Origin of the sequence: Comamonas aquatica NBRC 14918 (assembly GCF_000739875.1) — a bacterium.
Classification (GTDB): Bacteria; Pseudomonadota; Gammaproteobacteria; order Burkholderiales; family Burkholderiaceae_C; genus Comamonas; species Comamonas aquatica.
In genome coordinates this window covers 20,542-38,814 of sequence record NZ_BBJR01000043.1, presented here as the reverse complement: position 1 = coordinate 38,814, position 18,273 = coordinate 20,542, and the positions used below count along the sequence as shown (strand labels likewise).

Below are 18,273 nucleotides of genomic sequence, written 5' to 3'. Positions count from 1 at the left end.
TGACCGGACCACGACCATGCCTCTGATCTCGATGCGTGAAATGCTCGACCATGCCGCCGAAAACGGCTATGGCATCCCCGCCTTCAACGTGAACAACCTGGAACAGGTCCAGGCCGTGATGGCTGCGGCTGACGAAGTCGGCGCACCCGTGATCCTGCAGGCCAGCGCCGGCGCCCGCAAGTACGCTGGTGAGCCCTTCATCAAGCACCTGATCCAGGCCGCCGCCGAGATGTACCCCCACATCCCCCTGGTGATGCACCAGGACCACGGCACCACCCCCGAGGTGTGCCAGGGTGCGCTGAACCTGGGCTTCGGCTCGGTGATGATGGACGGCTCGCTGATGAGCGACGGCAAGACGCCTTCGTCCTTCGACTACAACGTGGACGTGACCAAACAGGTCGTGGCCATGGCCCACCGCATCGGCGCCACCGTCGAAGGCGAACTGGGCTGCCTGGGCAACCTGGAAACCGGTGAAGCCGGCGAGGAAGATGGCATTGGCGCCGAAGGCAAGCTGGACCACAGCCAGATGCTGACCGACCCTGAGGAAGCCGCCCAGTTCGTGCAGGCCACGCAGCTGGACGCCCTGGCCATCGCCATCGGCACCAGCCACGGCGCCTACAAGTTCAGCCGCCCCCCTACGGGCGACATCCTGGCGATTTCCCGCGTCAAGGAAATTCACGCCCGCATCCCCAACACCCACTTGGTGATGCACGGCTCCTCCTCCGTGCCCCAGGAACTGCTGGCCATCATCAACCAGTACGGCGGCAAGATGAAGGAAACCTACGGCGTGCCCGTCAAGGAAATCCAGGAAGCCATCAAGTACGGCGTGCGCAAGGTGAACATCGACACCGACATCCGCCTGGCGATGACCGGTGCGGTGCGCAAGTTCCTGGCCGAGAACCCCGACAAGTTCGACGCCCGCGAATGGCTCAAGCCCGCGCGCGAAGCCGCCAAGCAGGTCTGCAAGGCGCGTTACCTGGAGTTCGGTTGCGAAGGCCAGGGCGGCAAGATCAAGGGCTACAGCCTGGAGCAGATGGCCAAGAAGTACGCCGCGGGCGAACTGGCCCAGGTTGTGAACTGAGCGCACTGACGCTGCCGGCGCCCCGCGCCTGACAGACCCCGGCCCGCAGGCATTGCCTGCGGGCTTTTTTCATGGGTGCGTGGCGGCTTTGCTGCAGGTGCCATCTTGGTGCGGGGTGCACCCTGCACGGGACGGGCGCCCTGTTTCGGGTCGCCGGTCTTGCGCATGTGGCATGTCAACATTGCATATATTCATGCAAACATTGTGAAAAGTTGTTCACAATCCGGGCAACAAGGACCTTTTATGACCACAACCATTCTTCGTCGCACCCTGATTGCCTGCGGTGCTGCCATGCTGGCAGCCGGCTCCGCGTTGGCGGATGACGCCGCTTCCTTCCCCAACAAGCCCGTGACCATCGTCGTGGGCTACCCTGCGGGCGGCTCAACCGACCTGGTGGGCCGTCTGGTGGCCAACGAAATCGAAAAGCACCTGGGCCAGACCGTGGTGGTCGAGAACCTGGGCGGCGCCGGTGGCGCCATTGGTGCACAGAAGGTGGCCAGCGCCAAGCCCGACGGCTACACGCTGCTGGTGGGCGCGAACAACGAAATCGCCATTGCCAACCAGATCAACAAGGCCGTGAAGTACAAGATCAGCGACTTCACACCCATCGGCATGGTGGCGTCGCAGCCCATGGTGCTGGTGGCTTCCAAGAAGGCCGGCGTGAAGAATGCCGCCGAGTTCGTCAAGGCCGTCAAGGCCAACCCCGGCAAGTTCAGCTACGGTTCGTCGGGCGTGGGCACGGCCCTGCACCTGGCCGGTGAAATGATGAAGGACCAGGGCAAGATCGACATGCAGCACGTGCCTTACCGCGGCGTGCCTGCGCTGACGAACGACGTGCTGGGCGACAACATCGAGTACGGCGTGTTCGTGCTGTCCTCGGGCCTGCCGCTGATCAAGGCCGGCAAGGTGACCCCCATCGGCACCACCGAAGCCAAGCGCTACGCCGCCACCCCCGACATTCCTGCCCTGGCGGAAACGCCCGAGTTCAAGAATGTGGACATCAACTCCTGGTTCGCCATGATGGCCCCCGCCAACCTGCCCGCGCCCATCGCGGCCAAGCTGAAGGCGGCGCTGGACAAGACCATGGCCTCGCCCGAGTTCCGCAAGAAGATGGAAGACGCCGGCGCGTCCGTGATGGACAGCAAGTTGGATGCGGGCAAGTACATCAACGGCGAAATCGCCAAGTACAAGAAGATCATCGACGTCGCGAAGATCGAACTGTAAGCCGGCTGCGCAGGCATGCCCTGAGCCCACCCCAAAGCCCGTCCGGTTAGCGCCGGACGGGATTTTTTTATGGTGGTTTATCAAAAAAGGAGCTGCTAGCGCTTGTCTGGCAAGGGTTGCAGGCCTGAAAGCGCTGGAAAGGGTTGCAGAACCTGCGCTACCTGCTCTGCTTTGTGGATCAACGCTCGCGCTGCAGGCGTGCCGGCTCCAGCGCGGCCAGGTCCACGCCCTCGTCCATCAGGCTGGGGTCGATGGGCTCGTCCAGCAGCAGGTTGCGCGCCAGCAGACTGTAGGCGGCGGCGCTCTGGATGCCGTAGCCGCCCTGGGCGGCCACCCAGAACAGGCCGGGGACCTCGTCATCCCAGCCGATCACCATCTCGCCATCGGCGACGAAGGAGCGCAGCCCCGCCCAGGTGTGCGAGGGGCGGCGGATGCGCAGCGTGGTGGCCTGCTCGATGTTCCAGATGCCGGTGGCGATGTCCTCCTCCTCGGGCTGCACATCGTGGGGGTAGGTGGCGTCGGCATTCGCCGGGGAACCCAGCAGCTGCCCGGCATCGGGCTTGAAGTAGAAGCTCTCGTCCGCGCTGATGACGGCCGGCCAGTGCGCGGCCTCCATCCCCTCGGGTGCGGGGAAGGTGAAGGCGCTGCGGCGCGCCGGCACCAGGCCGATGGCGCGGGCCCCGGCCAGCTCGCCCAGGCCATCGGCCCAGGCGCCGGCGGCATTCACCAGTGCGTGGGTCTGCAGCTGACGCCCGTCGGCCAGCGTGACCGTCCAGCGGCTGGCGAACACGTCGTGCTGCAGGCCGGTGACCTCGGCCTGGCACCAGACCTGGCCGCCCTGCTGGCGCAGGCCGCGCAGAAAGCCCTGGTGCAGGGCGTGGACCTCGATGTCGCGCGCGCCATCGTCCACAAAGCCATCGACGATGCTGGCGTTCAGCACCGGCACCAGGGCGCGTAGCGCATCGCCGTCCAGGCGCTGGGCGCCCGGGGAGTGGCGCACCGCCTCGGCATAGGCGCTATCGATCAGCGGTTTTTGCGCGGCCGTGGCCACGTACATCACGCCACGCGGGTGCAGCAGCGGCACATCGGTGAAGCCGGGGGGCGGATTTTCATAGAAGGCGCGGCTGGCGCGCGTCAGCGCCTGCACCTGGGGGGGGCCGTAATGCTCTTCGAACAAGGCCGCCGAGCGGCCTGTGGTGTGGTAGCCGGGCTGGGTTTCGCGCTCCAGCACCAGCACGCGCTGGCCCGCCTGCGCCAGCTGCCAGGCCGTGCTGGCCCCGGCCATGCCGGCGCCAATCACCACGATGTCCCATTGCTGGGCCTGCATATTGCTAGTTGCTTCGCTCATGCCTGCAACGATACGCGGGTTCTGGCCCTTGTGAAGGGGTGGTGGCGACGGCCCAGGGGTTTCCCAGGCGGTGTTTTGCTTGATCTGTGTCAATTTTGGATGCAAGCCTCCACTTTTTTGCCCGCCGGATCGCTGCGCTGACAGGCTTACTGCGGATACTTGCTTCACCAACTTTTTTCGAGCCGGTGTGGGCACTGACTGTGCGGACAGCAGTGGCTGTATCGCAATTTGCTATGACCTCTGTGCTGCATCGCATGCGCTTGTCCCACAAGCTGCTGATTCTGGGTTTGGTGGCGCTGGTGATGGTGGCGCTGCCCCTGTCGCTGTATGTGACCGATGTGCTGGGCAATCTGCGCCACGCGCGCAGCGAGGCCACCGGCATGCCGCCCATGATGGCCGTCAATGCCGCCGTGCAGCAGCTGCAGGTGCACCGCGGCACGGCCGCCGGCATGCTGGGCGGCGATGCCACCATGGCCGCCCGCCGCGACGCGGTGCGCGAGACGGTCCACCAGCGCCTGGCGCAGGCCCAGCAGGCCCTGGCGCAGGCCGAGGCGCCGCCCGAGCTGCGCCAGCAACTGGACCAGCTGGTGCAGCGCTGGAAGACGCTGGAGCAGGCGGTGGCCAGCCGCAGCATCCGCGGCCCCGACAGCATGGCGCAGCACACCCAGCTGGTGGTGCAGCTGTTGCTGCTCAACGAAGCGCTGCTGCACACCTATGCCCTGAACACCACGGCCCGTGATGACAGCCAGGCCATGATCCAGGCGCTGCTGACCCAGGCCCCGCTGCTCAGTGAAAGCCTGGGGCTGCTGCGCGGGCAGGGCGCCGGCTTCCTGGCCCAGGGCACGCTGCCGCCTGAAAACCGCGGCAGTCTGCGCGCCCTGCACCAGCGGGTGGCGGACCTGCAAGCGTCCGTGGGCCGTTCGCTGAAGCGCGCCATGCAGCTCAACCCCCGTTACCGCCAGGTGCTGGAGGCACCGTGGGGCCAGGCCCAGCAGCTGGGCAGCGAGAGCCTGAAGATGGCGGCCGACCAGTTGATCAACGCGCCGCAGCTGTCCCTGGCCGCGCCGACCTTTTTTGACGCGCTGACGCGCAGCATCGAGGCCGTGAATGGACTGGCCGTGGGCGGCACCGAGGCCTTGACCGAGGCCCTGCGCGCCGAGGAGCGCCGCTTGCGCCAGCAACTGACCGCGATGCTGGCGCTGATGGCAGCGGGCCTGGCGGGCGGGCTGTGGCTGGCCGTGGTGTTCGTGCGCTCCATCACCCAGCCGCTGCACCAGGCGGTGGCCATGGCCCAGGCCGTGGCCCAGGGGGACCTGAGTGGTGAAGACCACGCCGTGGGCAGCAACGAAGTGGGTGAATTGCTGCAGGCGCAGCAGGCCATGCGCGCGCACCTGCGTCCCATGGTGGCCCAGGTGCGCCGGGGTGCGGACAGTGTGGCCCTGGCCAGCGCCGAAATCGCCCAGGGCAACCTGGATCTGTCCAGCCGCACCGAAAGCCAGGCCAGTGCGCTGGAGGAAACCGCCGCCTCGATGGAACAGCTCAGCGCCACCGTGCGCCACAACGCCGACAACGCGCGCGAGGCCAGCCACCTGGCGCATTCGGCCCGCGATGTGGCGGTGCAGGGCGGCGCGGTGGTGGGCCAGGTGGTGCAGACCATGCAGGGCATCCACGACAGCAGCCGCCAGATTGCCGACATCATCGGCGTCATCGACGGCATCGCCTTCCAGACCAACATCCTGGCGCTGAATGCGGCGGTGGAAGCCGCCCGCGCGGGCGAGCAGGGCCGCGGTTTTGCCGTGGTGGCCAGCGAAGTGCGCAGCCTGGCGCAGCGCAGCGCGGATGCGGCCAAGCAGATCAAGCAACTGATCGAGGCCAGCGTGGCGCGAGTGGGCGAGGGCAATGTGCTGGTGCAAAAGGCCGGTGACACCATGGACGATGTGGTGGCCGCCATCCAGAAGGTGAACGACATCGTCGCCGCCATCAGCAGCGCCAGCCAGCAACAGGCCAGCGGCGTGGCCCAGGTGGGCGAAGCGGTGCAGCAGATGGACCAGGCCACACAGCAAAATGCCGCCCTGGTGGAAGAGATGGCCGCCGCCGCCAACAGCCTGAACCTGCAGGGGCAGGAGCTGGTGCAGGCGGTGTCCCTGTTCCGCTGGGACGGCGCCCCCGCCGCGCAGGCCGTGGCCGTGCCGCACGTGCGGTCGGCCCGCAGCCCGTCACTGGCCCTGGCCTGAGGCGCGTGGCCTGTCCCCCCTCAAGGAGCTGCGGCTCCTTTTTCCATGCTTTGAATTTATGGAGAGCGCGCAGCGCTTGCCAGTACTGGATTTGGCTTTGAAAAGTGCGCGAAACGCTGTAACGGCCAGCGTTAATTGCCATGCAATACGATAGCAGCGTGCATCACCTTGGTGCACGGTGGGCGTGGCAGGGCGTGCGGTGTTGTTTAGACCCAGCATAAATGTTAACCCTTGTCAGAAATAGGCCGACCAACGGCCTGAGCAGGGCCTGGCCTGTAGCCTATGTCCCTTCGCAATCGCTTTGCGCGAGTCGCACGATATTCTGTTGTTTCCAGCGTTCTACGCGCACATAGAAGTTTTTTGGCCAGAGTTATGGATTTTTCTGCAGGTGTTCGGGCAAGCCGGTCGGTGGCTGCTCGAGGGTTTACGCTGATTGAGTTGATGATCGTGGTGGCGCTGGTGGCCATCCTGGCGGCCGTGGCCATGCCCATGTACAGCCAGTACATGGCCAAGAGCCAAGCGCGTGCCGCGTCGGCCGATCTGGTGGCGCTGAGCCTGGTGCTGGAGAACCGGTTCCAGAAGACCCTGGTCTACCCCACCTACGCGAACGCGCTGGTCCCGCGGACCGTGGCGGCCCGTGAAGGCAGCATGCAGACCGACTTCAGCGCCTGGGTACCGACGCAAGGGGAGTTGTTTGATTACCGGGTGACCTCGGACAGCACGACCTACACCCTGACGGCGACGCGCAAGAGTGGTGCCTGCACCTTGAGCCTCGATGCCAACAACGTGCGCAATGCGGCCAGCGCGTGCCCGGCCCTGGGTGCATGGTGAGCGGTCGCCCAGGCCTGTCGGCCCAGGCGGGTCTGACCTTGATCGAGCTGATGGTCACGCTGACGGTCATGGCCTTCCTGCTGCTGCTTGGCGTCTCGCTGGGCGGTGACTGGGTTAACGGATCGCGCACCCAACAGGCCCGCAGCGATCTGGAGCAGGGGTGGGGGGTGGCCAAGGCCCTGGCGCTGCGCAACCCCTGTCAGACGCATGAAGGCCAGGCCGCGGCCGTGCTGACGCTGGAACACCTGGCGGGCGCCGGTTATCGGTTGCTGGTGGAGGCGGCGCAGGGCAGTGCCACATGCAACTACCTGTCCAGCCGCACCGTGCCCACGTGGTCGGCACAGTTGCCGGCCGGGGTCCAGGTGCTGGTTGATGGCGCTGCCCTGTCCGAAGGCGCGCAACACAGCTGGGGCATCGACAACCGCGGGTTGCCGGTCGGTGCGACCGGCGCTTCCCTGGTCGTGCAAAGAGGGGGGGCTCAGAACGATGAGACGATCCAGTGGTACTGAGCGCCGAAAGCAGCGTGGCGAGATGCTGCTGGAGGCTTTGGTAGGCATGGTCTTGCTGGGCGTGCTGGGGCTGGGGCTGTCGTACGCGACGGCGCGCATCCTGGCGCAGCAGCGCTATGCCAATACGCAGGATCTGGCCCTGGGCCAGATGCGCTTTGCCCTGGAGTCGCAGGGCTTGCAGGCCCTGTGCGGTGGGGCGGTGGGGCCGTTGCAGATCGGTGCGGCGCAACTGACACCGACGCTGCAGTGCCAGACCCAGTCGGTGAGCGTGACGGTGCCCGCTGGCGGCGGCTTGCCCGCGATGACCGCGCCCATCACCTCGGTTGTGACGCAGCTGCGCTACGCCACTCCCGGCAGTGATGCGCAGGCGACGCAGTTGCTGGGCCAGGGCAGCGTGGTGATCCACCAATGAGGCGCGGGGCCGGTTTCCGCATGCGGCGCCCGCGCGGCGTGACGCTGATCAGCTTGCTGGTGGGGCTAGCCATTTCCATGCTCGTCATCCTGGCGGCGCTGTCGCTGTTCCAGCGCATGGTCAAGACCACGGTGAACGCCCGCCAGGACGCCCAATCCAATGCGCAGCGCAACGCCAGCTTCGTGTCGGCCGGGTTGATCCTGCAGTCGGCCGGCTTCGGAATTGCCGATGCCGTCTGGGGCACGCATGGCATGGTGCTCAAGGACCTGGCATGGGATGCCGAGCACCAGCGGCTGACCGGCCAGAACAGTGCCGATGGCCAGGGCAATGCCGTGGTGTGGAGCGACAACATCACCGGGGCGTTGCAGTGCCGGGTGCTGTGGGCCCCGGCACAAGGCGGTGGCTTGCGCCTGCTGGGGCCGGTGGCCTGCGCCAATGTGACGGCCTGGTCCAGCCTGGCATGGGGTACGCCGCGCAGTCTGGACCGTGTGCCGCAGGGCGCCATCACCCTGGCGCAAAGCACGGCGACCTGTGCACCGTTCGGCATCGGGCCGGCCGCGGAACAGGTTCGCCTGACGTTCAGTGCAACCAGCAGCAGCGGCCAGGTGCTGCACACCAGCATCTGTCTGGCGAATATGAGGGCATCGTGATGGAAGTACGGGCATGGGGGGGGCACAAGCCTGGGCAGCGAGCATCTGCGCGGGGTCACAGGCCAGGGCATGCCGGTAGGCAGCAGGGTGTGGCCACCGTGTTGCTGTTGTTGCTGGTCGGGCTGACGCTGACGGTCATGGTGCTGGGCTCGTCGGCGTACTTGCGCCAGCAGCAGGTCTATACCCTGAGCAACCACGCCCAGACGCAGGCGCAGCTCAAGGCCTGGACCGGCGCGGAACTGGTGCGTCAGTACCTGCAGCATGTCCGGCAGCAGGGTCAGTGGACCCAGTTGATGGGGGCCACGTTCCCGCAGACGCTGACCTTGCAGGGCGAAGGCGTCGACGGGGTGGTCGAGGCGCAGCTCACGGCCGTGAACACGACGGCCAAGACCGTGACCGCGCAGATCGTGGGCATGACGGCGCAAGGGTCTCCGGCCGAGGCCCGTGTGGGCCTGGAAGTCGTCTATGCCATGCCCGGCAGTGGTGGCAATGGCGAGGAGGGCACGGGCGGCAACGGTGGCACACCGGCGCAGCCCGATCATCGGGTGATCACGTTCAGCCGCAACCTGAAGCTGGGGGGCAGCATCAATGTGCTGCAGGATGCGGGGGCCGAGGCCTATGAGATTTCGGTGATCGGCGATGTCTCCACCGACGGCAACTCCATCACCGGGGTCAAGAAGATCACTTCGACCGGTTCGATCCGGATCGGCAGCGGCTCCTCCTTCGATGAGCTGCACGCGAACTGCGACGTGTTCATTGACGGCAGCGTGACGGCCAAGACGATCAACGCCCGCCGCAATGCCTGCGTGCTGGGCGGGGCCAGCGTGCCGGGCGTGTTGCGGGCCAACGGTTCAGCCAAGCTGGAGTCCGGGGTGTCGCAGAACGGCGAGGTGTACGCCCGGGTCAATCCCGAGGACGTGGGCGCCTGTGCGGCCCCCGGTTACAGCCCGCCCTGGAATTCCGCCGCTGCGTCCACCTGTGCGGCGCCCGCGGTGCGGGGGGTTGACCTGAGTGCCGGCAGTGCCGGCGCGCGCCAGGTGCAGACGGCGGGCGATGTCACGCTGGCTTCGGGTACGGTGACCGCACTGACGGCCCAGGGCAAGCTGACGGTCAACAGCGATGCGACGGTGGCAGGGGGGCGCGTCGGTGGCACCGTGAGCAAACCCAACTGGAACAACAAGATCAATGTCCAGGTCACCAGTGGATTGGTGGTCGATGTGTCGGCGGTGGCCAAGGTGGAGGCGGCGAAAGAGACCTTCAATGCGAACGATGTGCGCCACCTGGCGAACTATGTGTTCTTCGTGAATGCAGCCGGTTCCAAGAAAGTGGTGGTGCGCCACGTGGCCGGGATTCAGGATGGCGAATACTTCCTGGCGGACTATGACAGCGGGCCTTACAAGGATCGTCTGTGCACCAAGGTGACGGGGAGCGGGTCTTCCGTGCGCTGCGCCGACCCCCTGCCCGCTCAGTCCATCACGCTGTGCAAGGGCTATTCGGAGTACAACAGCTGCTTTGCCTTCAACAGCAAAACCCAGACGTGGTCCATCAACGGCACCAGTGCCGCGCCCGGCATCGCGTGGTTCCAGGGCAATCTCGAGGTGGGCAATGGCGTGTACTACAACACCTTCATTGCCAGCAGCAACATTACCACGGCAGGCGGCACCAGCGTCTACGCCCCGAATTACGCCGGCTACAGCGGCCGGGTGGATGGCGTGCAGTATGCGCCGACCGGGGTGTGCGAGAACAGCTACTTTCCGGGGCTGTACCCCACGGACCTGTGCGACAAGGCCGGAGCCAAGTACCTGCAGACTGGCCTGGAAGGCCTGGGCAATTACGCCATGCTGGCAGGCAGCCGCAGCGATGAGAACTATGCGGATCTGGCCAGCTATGTTGGCGGCAACATCACGCTGGGCTCTTCGGCCTACATCTATGGCAGCGTCAAGGCCGGCAACGAATTCACCAGCGGCGGCAGCACCACGGTGCATGGCTATGTCACCGCCCTGGCGCAGGGTACGGCGGCCAAGAATTCCATGGGAGGCAGCACCACCTTTGATTTGCGCAACCTGCCCAAAACCATGGACCCTGGCGGGGGCAAGCCCGGTACCCCGGGCACGGGCGGCGAGTCCACGGACCCCAATGCCCAGGTGCAGGTCCAGTGGTCGCGCTATCTGTAGCCACTGGTGGAGTCGGCCGCGCAGCGGACCGAGGGCCAGCTAGGCCGCCATCGGCCTAGCTGGCTGAGGGCGGACTTAGCGCGAGGCCGCCTGGAGGTAGCTGGTCAGATAACGGCCCGTGTGGCTGTCGGCATGCTGCGCCACCTGCTCGGGTGTGCCCGTGGCCACCACCTGGCCGCCGCCGGTGCCGCCTTCGGGGCCCATGTCGATGATCCAGTCTGCGGTCTTGATCACGTCCAGGTTGTGCTCAATCACCACGATGGTGTTGCCCGCATCGCGCAGCTGGTGCAGCACGTTGAGCAGCAGCTGCACATCGGCAAAGTGCAGGCCGGTGGTGGGTTCGTCCAGGATGTAGAGCGTGCGCCCCGTGTCGCGCTTGGACAGCTCCAGCGCCAGCTTGACGCGCTGGGCCTCGCCGCCCGACAGGGTGGTGGCGCTCTGCCCGATGCGGATGTAGCCCAGGCCCACGTCCAGCAGGGTCTGCAGCTTGCGCGCGATGCTGGGCACGTCCTGGAAAAAGCTGCGCGCCTCTTCCACCGTCATGCCCAGCACGTCGGCGATGTGCTTGCCCTTCCATTGCACCTCCAGCGTTTCACGGTTGTAGCGCTGGCCGTGGCAGACATCGCAGGGCACGTAGACATCGGGCAGAAAGTGCATTTCCACCTTGATCATGCCGTCGCCCTGGCAGGCTTCGCAGCGCCCGCCGGCCACGTTGAAGGAAAAGCGCCCCGGGCCATAGCCGCGTTCGCGCGCGGTGGCGGTCTCAGCAAACAGGTCGCGGATCGGGGCGAACAGCCCAGTGTAGGTGGCGGGGTTGCTGCGCGGCGTGCGGCCGATGGGGGCCTGGTCCACGTTGATGACCTTGTCCAGGTGCTCCAGGCCTTCGAGCGCCTGGTGGGCGCCGGGTTCGGTGCCGGCGCGGTGCAGCTGGCGCGCCACTTCGGCGTACAGCGTGTCGTTGACCAGGGTGCTCTTGCCGGAGCCGGAGACCCCCGTCACGCAGGTGAACAGCCCGATCGGGAAGTCCACCGTCACGTCCTGCAGGTTGTGGCTGCGGGCACCCACCACGCGCAGGCTTTGCAGGGCGTGGTGATCGGGGGCATTGCCGCTGCCGGGGATGGCCGGAAAGCCGCTGGCGGCAGGCGCTGCCGCCGTGTCGGCCGACTTCACGGGCAGCCAGGGCGTGCGGCGGGAGGGCACGGCGATGCGCTTGGTGCCGCTCAGGTACTGGCCGGTCGGGGACTGGGGCGTGGCCTTGACTTCGTCGAACGTGCCCTGGGCCATGATCTGGCCCCCGTGCACGCCGGCGCCCGGGCCCATGTCGATGATGCAGTCGGCCGCACGCATCATGTCTTCGTCGTGCTCCACCACGATCACGCTGTTGCCGATGTTGCGCAGGTGCTGCAGCGTGGCGATCAGGCGGTCGTTGTCGCGCTGGTGCAGGCCGATGCTGGGCTCGTCCAGCACGTACATCACGCCGGTCAGGCCGCTGCCGATCTGGCTGGCCAGGCGGATGCGCTGGGACTCGCCGCCGGACAGGGTGTCCGCGCTGCGCTCCAGGCTCAGGTAGTTCAGGCCCACGTCCAGCAGGAAGCGCAGGCGCGAGGAAATTTCCTTGACGATCTTCTCGCCGATCTCGGCCTTGTTGCCCTGCAGCTGCAGGGTGCTGAACCACTGGTGGGCCTGGGCCAGGGTGGCGGCGTTGACCTCGTAGATGGCACGGGCCTGATCGCCGTCGCCCACGCGCACATGGCGTGCCTCACGGCGCAGGCGGCTGCCGTGGCAGTCGGGGCAGCTGCGCAGGCTGCGCAGGCGGGCCAGGTCGTCGCGCACGATCTGCGAATCGCTTTCGCGCAGGCGCCGTGCCATGTTGGGGATGACGCCTTCGAACACATGCTCCACCACGGTGGGCTTGCCGTCACCGTCGTAGGTGAAGGCCAGTTTCTCGGTGCCGGAGCCCCACAGCACGACCTGGCGCACGGCGGCTGGCCAGCTGTCGAACGGTGCCTCCACATCCTGGCCGTAGTGCTGCGCAATGCTTTGCAGCAGGCTGAAGTAGGTGCTGTTGCGCCGGTCCCATCCGTGGATGGCACCGTTGGCCAGGCTGATGGAGGGAAAGGGCACGACCTTGTCCGGGTCGAAGTCCTCGCTGATGCCCAGGCCGTCGCAGGTGGGGCAGGCGCCCATCGGGGAGTTGAAGGAGAACAGGCGCGGCTCCAGCTCCTCCAGCGCATAGGTGCACAGCGGGCAGGCAAAGCGGCTGCTGAAGACGTGCTCCTGGCCACTGTCCATGTCCACGGCCAGCACGCGGCCGCTGGCGGCATCGCCGCCGATGCGCAGTGCCGCCTCCAGGCTTTCGGCCAGGCGCTGCTGCAGGTCGGGGCGCACCTTGACGCGGTCCACCACCACGTCGATGTCGTGCTTGGCGTGCTTGTCCAGCACCGGCAGGTCGCTGGCCTCGCGCACGCTGCCGTTGATGCGAAAGCGGATGTAGCCCTGGGCCTGCATCTGCGTGAACAGCTCGGCGAATTCGCCCTTGCGCGCGCGTGCCACCGGGGCCAGCACCATCAGCCGGGTGCCTTCGGGCAGGGCCAGGATGGCGTCCACCATCTGGCTGATGGTCTGGGCCTGCAGGGGCAGATCGTGTTCGGGGCAGTAGGGCGTGCCGGCGCGGGCGAACAGCAGGCGCAGGTAGTCGTTGATCTCGGTGACCGTGCCCACGGTGGAGCGCGGGTTGTGGCTGGCGGCCTTCTGTTCGATGGCAATCGCCGGCGACAGGCCTTCGATCAGGTCCACGTCCGGCTTGTCGAGCTGCCCCAGGAACTGGCGCGCATAGGCCGACAGGCTTTCCACGTAGCGGCGCTGGCCCTCGGCGTACAAGGTGTCGAAGGCCAGGCTGGACTTGCCCGAGCCCGACAGACCGGTCACCACCACCAGCTGGTTGCGCGGGATGTCCAGGTCGATGTTCTTGAGGTTGTGCGTGCGGGCACCGCGGATGCTGATGCGCGTATGCCCAAGGGCCTGGCCCAGGTAGCGGCCGTCAGGGTCGGGCGCATCGGCAGGCGGGAAGGGAGTCAAGGCGGCAGTCACGTCAGGGCTGGGGTCCGAAAGGAAATCATCCATCATAGAGATTTGGCCCGCCCGGTGTGTGGCGGTCATCTGCCCAATCGCAGACAATAAGGACTTGTTGGAGCCGCTGTACCGGGGCTCCGTGCGCCGCGGATTGCGGCTTTTTTGTGCCGTTCCACCTTGGTTTTGTTGCGTGTCCCAGCCCCACACCGATACCCCCTCCACCTCGCCTGACACCGCCGTCGGCAGCACGATGACCCCGCTGGAGCGCCGCGCCAGCGCCAGCCTGGCGCTGATTTTTGCGCTGCGCATGCTGGGGCTGTTCCTGGTGCTGCCGGTGTTCGCGCTGGAGGCGGCCAAATACCCGGGCGGCCAGGACGCGGCCCTGGTGGGCTTGGCCATGGGCCTGTACGGGCTGACGCAGGCCGTGTTCCAGCTGCCGCTGGGCCTGGCCTCGGACCGCTGGGGCCGCAAGCGCGTCATCGTGGCCGGGCTGGCCGTGTTCGCGCTGGGCAGCCTGGTGGCCGCCCTGGCCGATTCCCTGCTCGGGCTGATGGCCGGGCGGGCGCTGCAGGGCGCGGGCGCGGTCTCGGCCGCCGTGACGGCGCTGATGGCCGACCTGACGCGTGACAGCGTGCGCACCAAGGCCATGGCCCTGGTGGGTGGCTCCATCGGCCTGATGTTTGCGCTGGCCCTGGTGCTCAGCCCGCTGCTGGCGGCCTGGGGCGGGCTGCCCGGCATTTTCGGCTTGACCTTTGCACTCACGCTGGCCGGCATCGCCGTGGTGCTGTTGGTGGTGCCGCCCGAGCCGGTCCGGCACTCGGACGCACCGCGCGGCAAGGCGTCCGAGCTGTGGCAGCACCCCGATCTGCTGCGCCTGAACGCCGGCGTGTTCCTGCTGCACACCGTGCAGATGGCGATGTGGGTGGCCGTGCCGGCGCTGCTGGTGTCGGCCGGGCTGGCCAAGGATGTGCACTGGAAGCTGTACCTGCCGGCCGTGGTGCTGTCCTTCGTCGCCATGGGCGGTTTGTTTGCCCTGGAGCGCCGGGGGCGTCTGCGCGCCGCCCTGCTGGGCTCCATCGGCCTGATCTTGGTGGTGCAGATCGGCCTGGGGGCCGTGGCCCAGGCGGTGCTGCCGGCCTCGCTGGCGCTGCTGGGCGGGCTGATGTTCCTGTTCTTCGTGGGCTTCAACGCGCTGGAGGCCAGCCAGCCCAGCCTGGTCTCGCGCATGGCCCCTGCGGCGCTGCGTGGCGCGGCCCTGGGGGCGTACAACACCCTGCAGTCGTTGGGGCTGTTTGCTGGTGGCTTTTTGGGCGGGGGGCTGGCCAAGTGGGGCGGCATGCCGGCCCTGTTCACGGCCACGGCGGCGCTGATGCTGCTGTGGCTGGTGATCACCTGGCCGCTGCAGCCGATTGGGCGTGCGCCACGTCATTAAAAAACAGAGCATCTAGCGCTGGCTGATTAATGGCTTCCATGCGGAAATGCATGGAAGCCATTTCTAAATCAGCGCGGCCTGCTCTGATTTTTGAAACGTCCTGCGCCGCATGTCCGGCAGGCGCACAGGTGTTGTTGTGCGGGGCTGCACGACGCGCGGCAGGTGCGGTATGCTGCCAGCCTGCAGTCATACCGGGGGGTGCTGCACTCACTGATCTGGCGCGGGAACCTCCCCACTTTTTGCCCGCGCTACTTGCACAAAGGTATTCACCATGGCATCCGTCAACAAGGTCATCATCGTCGGCAACTTGGGGCGCGACCCCGAAATGCGCACTTTCCCCAGCGGGGACCAGGTCGCCAATGTCACCATCGCCACCACCGACCGCTGGCGTGACAAGAACACCGGCGAGAACAAGGAATCCACCGAGTGGCACCGCGTGGTCTTCAACGGCCGCCTGGCCGAGATCGTCGGCCAGTACCTGCGCAAGGGCTCGCAGGTCTATGTGGAAGGCAGCCTGCGCACGCGCAAGTGGACCGACCAGGCCACCGGCCAGGAGCGCTACGCCACCGAAATCCGTGCCGACAGTATGCAGATGCTGGGTAGCCGCCAGGGCATGGGCGGCGGCAACCAGAACCAGGGCTATGGCGATGACGCCGGCTATGGCGACAACGGTGGCTACGAGGCCCAGGCCCCACGCCGCGCGCCAGCGCCCGCACCGCGCCAGGCCGCACCCCAGCAGCGCATGGCCCCGCCCGCGGCGGCCCCCGCGCCCATGGCCCCACCGCCCCAGCGCGCAGCCTCCGGCTTTGACGACATGGACGACGACATTCCGTTCTGAACGGCCACAGCCTGATCGCACCACCCGCACGGTTCACCCGCTGCGGGTTTTTTTATGCCCGCAAGCCGGGGCCTAGAACTCGGATGCGGGCGCGGGGTTTGTGGGCCCCAGGCGCAGGTTTGGGCAGTTCTGGGCAGACTGCAAGGTTTTGGCTTTGTCTGCCTGTCCCATGCCTTCTTTCTATGCCAACCAATGGCGTCGCCTGTTGTCGAGTTTTTCCCCGCAGATCCGGTGCTTGGTGGCGGAGATGGCACAGGCCCACAACCAGGCGCTGGCCGAGCACTTTTACAGCGCCATGCTGGAAGACGAGGCCGCGGCGGGCCTGCTGTCGCACGAACAGGTGCATGCCCGTTTGATGGGGTCCATGCGCCAGTGGATTGCCCAGGTGCTGAGCGCGCAGCCGGAGGATGACCTGGAGCCCCTGGTGCAGCACCAAGTCAAGATCGGTGAAATCCATGCGCGGGTGGACGTGCCCGTGCACCTGGTGCTGCGCGGCGCGCGCCGGCTCAAGGACGGCTGGCACCACCTGCTGGCGCAGCACCATCCCGAGCAGCAGACGCTGGCCAGCCAGATGGTGGCCGCCGTGATCGACCACGCCATGGAGGCGATGTCGCAAGGCTATGCGGTGTCGCGCGACAGCAATTCGCGCACCAAGGAGGCGTACCGCCTGTTCTCCGTGACGCAGAACCTCACGACCGTGCGCGAGCAGCGGCGCGCCGAGCTGCTGGCCTGGGAGAACCAGTGCCTGTACCTGCACGCGCTGGGCGCGGAAAGCCAGCCGCTGAGCAGCCTAGCCTCGTCCAATTTCGGGCTGTGGTTCCGCCACAAAGGCGCCGACATGTTCCAGGGCGCCCCGGCCGCGCAGAGCATTCTGGACGCCATCGAACGCATCGACCAGGAGCTGCTGCCCGCCCTGATGCGTGCCAAGGGCGGCGAGGTGGCGCAGCCGCTGCTGCAGCTGCACGAACAGGTTCGTCACATGGCCATGAATCTGGAGGCCTTGTTCACGCAGAATAGCGAACTGGATGCCGGGCGCGACGTGCTGACGCAACTGCTCAACCGCAAGTTCCTGCCCGTGGTGCTGTCCAAGGAGGTGTCCTATGCGCGCAAGAGCGCTGCGGCGTTCAGCGTGCTGACCATCGACATCGACTTCTTCAAGCAGATCAACGACCAGCATGGCCACGAGGGTGGCGACATGGTGCTGCAGCAGATGGCGGCGCTGCTGAGCCACAACATCCGCGGGGGGGATTACCTGTTCCGCCTGGGGGGCGAGGAGTTCCTGATGGTGCTGGTCGATACCGGCAGCGAAGGGGCCCAGCGCGTGGCCGAGAAGCTGCGCAAGCAGGTGGAGCAGGTGCGCTTTCAGCTGCCGCGCAACCAGACCCAGGGCGTCACCATCAGCGTGGGGGTGGCGACCTTCGACGGCCATCCCGACTACCAGCGCATCCTGCGCCAAAGCGATGCGGCGCTGTACCGCGCCAAGACCGCCGGTCGCAACCGGGTGCAGGTGGCCGAGCTGGAAGGCTGAGCCCGCCCGCGCAGCCCGGGGCCTGCGGGCCGGGCTGCGCAGGCGGTGTTCAGGCGCGCAGGTTCAGTACGTCGAACATGTCGAACTGGCCCTGCGCCTGGGTGGCCAGGAAGCGCACGGCGCGCAGGCTGCCTTCGGCATAGGTGGCGCGGCTGCTGGATTTGTGTGTGATCTCGATGCGCTCGCCCGTGCCGGCAAACAACACGGTGTGGTCGCCCACGATGTCGCCGCCACGCACTGTGGCAAACCCGATGGTGTTTTCCTTGCGCTCCCCGGTGTGGCCAAAGCGCTCGTAGACGGCGCGGTCTTCCAGCTTGGTGCCCTGGGCTTCGGCAATCACTTCGCCCATCTTGATGGCGGTGCCCGAGGGCGCATCCACCTTGTGCTTGTGGTGGGCCTCGACGATCTCGATGTCGTAGCCGGTATCCAGCGCCTTGGCGGCCATCTCCAGCAGCTTCAGTGTGACGTTGACACCCACGCTCATGTTGGGCGCCAGCATGATGGCGGTCTTTTGCGCGTAGGCGGCAATCTGGGCCTTTTGCGCATCGCTGAAACCGGTGGTGCCAATCACTACCTTGACGCCCAGCTCGGCGCACACGGCCAGGTGCTCCAGTGTCCCTTCGGGGCGGGTGAAGTCGATCAGGAAATCGGCCTTGGACAGTGCACTGTGCAGGTCGCTTTCGATCAGCGCACCGCTGTTCTGGCCCAGAAAGGCGGCGGCATCGGTGCCTAGGGCCAGGCTGCCGGGCAGGTCCAGGGCCGCTGTCAGCATGCAGTCTTTGCTGTTCTGGATGGCCTCTACCAGCATGCGGCCCATGCGGCCAGATGCGCCTGCGATGGCGATGCGCAGGCGAGGGGTCGAAGAGGTGGCGGTCATAGCAATCCTGTCAGTGTGTCGAACGTGCAAAGCCGCTCCAGCGCCTGAGGCACCGAGCGGCCC

General features: G+C 66.9%; 14 protein-coding genes. 11 read left to right on the top strand and 3 right to left on the bottom strand.

The window, feature by feature from the left end:
- The first annotated feature begins 16 nt into the window (after positions 1-16).
- Positions 17-1,081, top strand: coding sequence for a class II fructose-bisphosphate aldolase (fba, locus tag CA2_RS09555; protein ID WP_042415891.1), 1,065 nt, complete (start codon positions 17-19; stop codon positions 1,079-1,081).
- A 243-nt stretch (positions 1,082-1,324) separates the two neighbouring features.
- Positions 1,325-2,305, top strand: a complete 981-nt coding sequence (locus CA2_RS09550; RefSeq protein WP_042415888.1) for a Bug family tripartite tricarboxylate transporter substrate binding protein — start codon at positions 1,325-1,327, stop codon at positions 2,303-2,305.
- Between the two features lie 178 nt (positions 2,306-2,483).
- Here the strand turns inward: CA2_RS09550 and CA2_RS09545 are convergent, their stop codons facing one another.
- On the bottom strand, positions 2,484-3,632 hold the full coding sequence (locus CA2_RS09545; RefSeq protein ID WP_042415886.1) for an NAD(P)/FAD-dependent oxidoreductase: 1,149 nt from the start codon (positions 3,630-3,632) through the stop codon (positions 2,484-2,486).
- A gap of 275 nt (positions 3,633-3,907) precedes the next feature.
- Here CA2_RS09545 and CA2_RS09540 point away from each other — a divergent pair, with 275 nt between their 5' ends.
- The 6 genes from CA2_RS09540 (at position 3,908) to CA2_RS09515 (ending at position 10,463) form a co-directional block, all read left to right on the top strand.
- Positions 3,908-5,887 carry a methyl-accepting chemotaxis protein gene (locus CA2_RS09540; protein ID WP_245620923.1) on the top strand — a complete coding sequence of 660 codons (1,980 nt, stop codon included), beginning with the start codon at positions 3,908-3,910 and terminating at the stop codon, positions 5,885-5,887.
- Between the two features lie 441 nt (positions 5,888-6,328).
- Entirely contained in the window at positions 6,329-6,718 is a 390-nt protein-coding gene (locus CA2_RS09535) for a type IV pilin protein (protein WP_279823940.1), read from the top strand.
- Positions 6,715-7,227, top strand: coding sequence for a type II secretion system protein (locus tag CA2_RS09530; RefSeq protein WP_162524647.1), 513 nt, complete (start codon positions 6,715-6,717; stop codon positions 7,225-7,227). The genes CA2_RS09535 and CA2_RS09530 overlap by 4 nt, the downstream gene beginning before the upstream one ends.
- A 22-nt stretch (positions 7,228-7,249) precedes the next feature.
- Complete coding sequence (locus CA2_RS17190; RefSeq protein WP_052369897.1) at positions 7,250-7,639, top strand: hypothetical protein; 390 nt, start codon at positions 7,250-7,252, stop codon at positions 7,637-7,639.
- A 20-nt stretch (positions 7,640-7,659) separates the two neighbouring features.
- The gene (locus tag CA2_RS09520; protein WP_042415874.1) at positions 7,660-8,289 is read left to right on the top strand and encodes a PilW family protein; all 630 of its coding nucleotides are present in this window, start codon (positions 7,660-7,662) and stop codon (positions 8,287-8,289) included.
- A gap of 89 nt (positions 8,290-8,378) precedes the next feature.
- Positions 8,379-10,463 carry a hypothetical protein gene (locus CA2_RS09515; protein ID WP_042415871.1) on the top strand — a complete coding sequence of 695 codons (2,085 nt, stop codon included), beginning with the start codon at positions 8,379-8,381 and terminating at the stop codon, positions 10,461-10,463.
- A 75-nt stretch (positions 10,464-10,538) separates the two neighbouring features.
- On the opposite strand, the gene uvrA is transcribed toward CA2_RS09515, so the two are convergent.
- On the bottom strand, positions 10,539-13,586 hold the full coding sequence (gene uvrA / locus CA2_RS09510; protein WP_081888940.1) for an excinuclease ABC subunit UvrA: 3,048 nt from the start codon (positions 13,584-13,586) through the stop codon (positions 10,539-10,541).
- Between the two features lie 199 nt (positions 13,587-13,785).
- On the opposite strand from uvrA, the gene CA2_RS09505 reads away from it, so the two are divergent.
- The 3 genes from CA2_RS09505 to CA2_RS09495 all read left to right on the top strand — a co-directional run bounded on the left by CA2_RS09505 (position 13,786) and on the right by CA2_RS09495 (position 17,333).
- On the top strand, positions 13,786-14,967 hold the full coding sequence (locus CA2_RS09505) for an MFS transporter (protein WP_042416005.1): 1,182 nt from the start codon (positions 13,786-13,788) through the stop codon (positions 14,965-14,967).
- A gap of 271 nt (positions 14,968-15,238) precedes the next feature.
- Positions 15,239-15,805, top strand: coding sequence for a single-stranded DNA-binding protein (ssb, locus tag CA2_RS09500; protein WP_042415868.1), 567 nt, complete (start codon positions 15,239-15,241; stop codon positions 15,803-15,805).
- A 247-nt stretch (positions 15,806-16,052) separates the two neighbouring features.
- On the top strand, positions 16,053-17,333 hold the full coding sequence (locus CA2_RS09495) for a GGDEF domain-containing protein (RefSeq protein WP_245620922.1): 1,281 nt from the start codon (positions 16,053-16,055) through the stop codon (positions 17,331-17,333).
- 49 nt (positions 17,334-17,382) lie between these two features.
- On the opposite strand, the gene dapB is transcribed toward CA2_RS09495, so the two are convergent.
- Positions 17,383-18,210, bottom strand: coding sequence for a 4-hydroxy-tetrahydrodipicolinate reductase (gene dapB, locus CA2_RS09490; RefSeq protein WP_042415863.1), 828 nt, complete (start codon positions 18,208-18,210; stop codon positions 17,383-17,385).
- Positions 18,211-18,273: the final 63 nt, after the last annotated feature.

Coding starts and splice junctions, on each gene's coding strand:
- CA2_RS09505 (WP_042416005.1), top strand. CDS start 13,786: ATGACCCCGCTGGAGCGCCGCGCCAGCGCCAGCCTGGCGCTGATTTTT.
- CA2_RS09495 (WP_245620922.1), top strand. CDS start 16,053: ATGGCACAGGCCCACAACCAGGCGCTGGCCGAGCACTTTTACAGCGCC.
- uvrA (WP_081888940.1), bottom strand. CDS start 13,586: ATGGATGATTTCCTTTCGGACCCCAGCCCTGACGTGACTGCCGCCTTG.
- CA2_RS17190 (WP_052369897.1), top strand. CDS start 7,250: ATGCTGCTGGAGGCTTTGGTAGGCATGGTCTTGCTGGGCGTGCTGGGG.
- CA2_RS09520 (WP_042415874.1), top strand. CDS start 7,660: ATGCGGCGCCCGCGCGGCGTGACGCTGATCAGCTTGCTGGTGGGGCTA.
- dapB (WP_042415863.1), bottom strand. CDS start 18,210: ATGACCGCCACCTCTTCGACCCCTCGCCTGCGCATCGCCATCGCAGGC.
- CA2_RS09545 (WP_042415886.1), bottom strand. CDS start 3,632: ATGCAGGCCCAGCAATGGGACATCGTGGTGATTGGCGCCGGCATGGCC.
- fba (WP_042415891.1), top strand. CDS start 17: ATGCCTCTGATCTCGATGCGTGAAATGCTCGACCATGCCGCCGAAAAC.
- ssb (WP_042415868.1), top strand. CDS start 15,239: ATGGCATCCGTCAACAAGGTCATCATCGTCGGCAACTTGGGGCGCGAC.
- CA2_RS09540 (WP_245620923.1), top strand. CDS start 3,908: ATGCGCTTGTCCCACAAGCTGCTGATTCTGGGTTTGGTGGCGCTGGTG.
- CA2_RS09535 (WP_279823940.1), top strand. CDS start 6,329: ATGATCGTGGTGGCGCTGGTGGCCATCCTGGCGGCCGTGGCCATGCCC.
- CA2_RS09550 (WP_042415888.1), top strand. CDS start 1,325: ATGACCACAACCATTCTTCGTCGCACCCTGATTGCCTGCGGTGCTGCC.